Annotated in this window: 1 protein-coding gene; it reads left to right on the forward strand. The window is 42.5% G+C overall.

Features of this window, described 5'->3' with window-relative positions; translation table 11 throughout:
- Positions 1–292: 292 nt before the first annotated feature.
- On the forward strand, positions 293–895 hold the full coding sequence (locus C7R93_RS29730) for a hypothetical protein (RefSeq protein ID WP_106842157.1): 603 nt from the start codon (positions 293–295) through the stop codon (positions 893–895).
- Positions 896–1,107: the final 212 nt, after the last annotated feature.

The raw sequence follows: 1,107 nt of genomic DNA on the forward strand, positions 1-1,107 counted from the left end.
GTTTCCCCGCGAATCCCTTCGGAGCGGAAAGTACAAACTTCCCAGTGGGACGGAGCCTGGAGCCTAGACTGGAAATATTCTTCTCTTCACCCCAGCTACATAGAAATCCACGCTTTCTCAAAATATTGTCTACTTTGTCTCCCATTCGACAATATCTCCTAAAGTAAAGAGAATAGATTTCGTTTAAGATAGTATATATTGGTATTTTTGTAATTCTTTTACTCAACATTGGCATCTACTCGATGATCGTTTCAAAAACCACATTTACCACTTTCATGAAAGGTTGATGCAAATGTTTAAGAAAGCCTTGGTCATCCTAGCATTAGGTTCAGTTGTCGCTGTACCAAATTTAGCTGCAACAGCCCAAGGGGCAGCTTTGCCTTTACAGGAAAAGGCGGCTACCTACGCAACAAATGGTACCCAGAAAGATTGGAAAAAGAAGGATGGACTTACAAGCCCAAATAAAGCATTTGGCGAGGAAATCTGGGTAATGTTAGGCTCACCTATTCCATCCGGATGGGTTGTGATCAGAAGTTCAGGAAATATGAACTTGATTAAGAATGTTAACAATGCTCCTTCTGGTTACGAAGTTTGGGTAATGCTTGGCTCTCCTATTCCTGACGGATGGGTTGTAACCAGAAGTACGGGAACTATGAACTTCATCCGAAATCTCAATAATGCTCCTTCTGCTCAAGAGGTATGGGTAATGCTTGGCTCCCCTATTCCGAACGGATGGGTCGTAACGAGAAGTACGGGAACTATGAACTTCATCCGAAATCTCAATAATGCTCCTTCTGGTCAAGAGGTATGGGTAATGCTCGGCTCCCCTATTCCTGACGGATGGATGATTATCAGATCATCGGGAACAATGAACCTGATCAAACGCATTGGCTAAACAGAACAATTAGCTAACCGCATTCATCTAGTAGACAAGCTGACGTCGAAGCTCAATCGACATCAGCTTGTTTATTTTCTGTTCTCTTTAGAAAACTTCAAAGCTCTTTCTGTGTTATCCGATTTTTAAAAGCTCTAAAAGAATGAAGAATCGCATCCGTTCCGCTAGAGAAGAATATTTCCAGACGTAGCGACTTGTGGAGTCCTACCGAG

Origin of the sequence: Brevibacillus fortis (assembly GCF_003013395.1) — a bacterium.
Classification (GTDB): Bacteria; Bacillota; Bacilli; order Brevibacillales; family Brevibacillaceae; genus Brevibacillus; species Brevibacillus fortis.

Excerpts from the sequence above, each read along its gene's own strand:
- C7R93_RS29730 (WP_106842157.1), top strand. The coding sequence starts at position 293 with ATGTTTAAGAAAGCCTTGGTCATCCTAGCATTAGGTTCAGTTGTCGCT.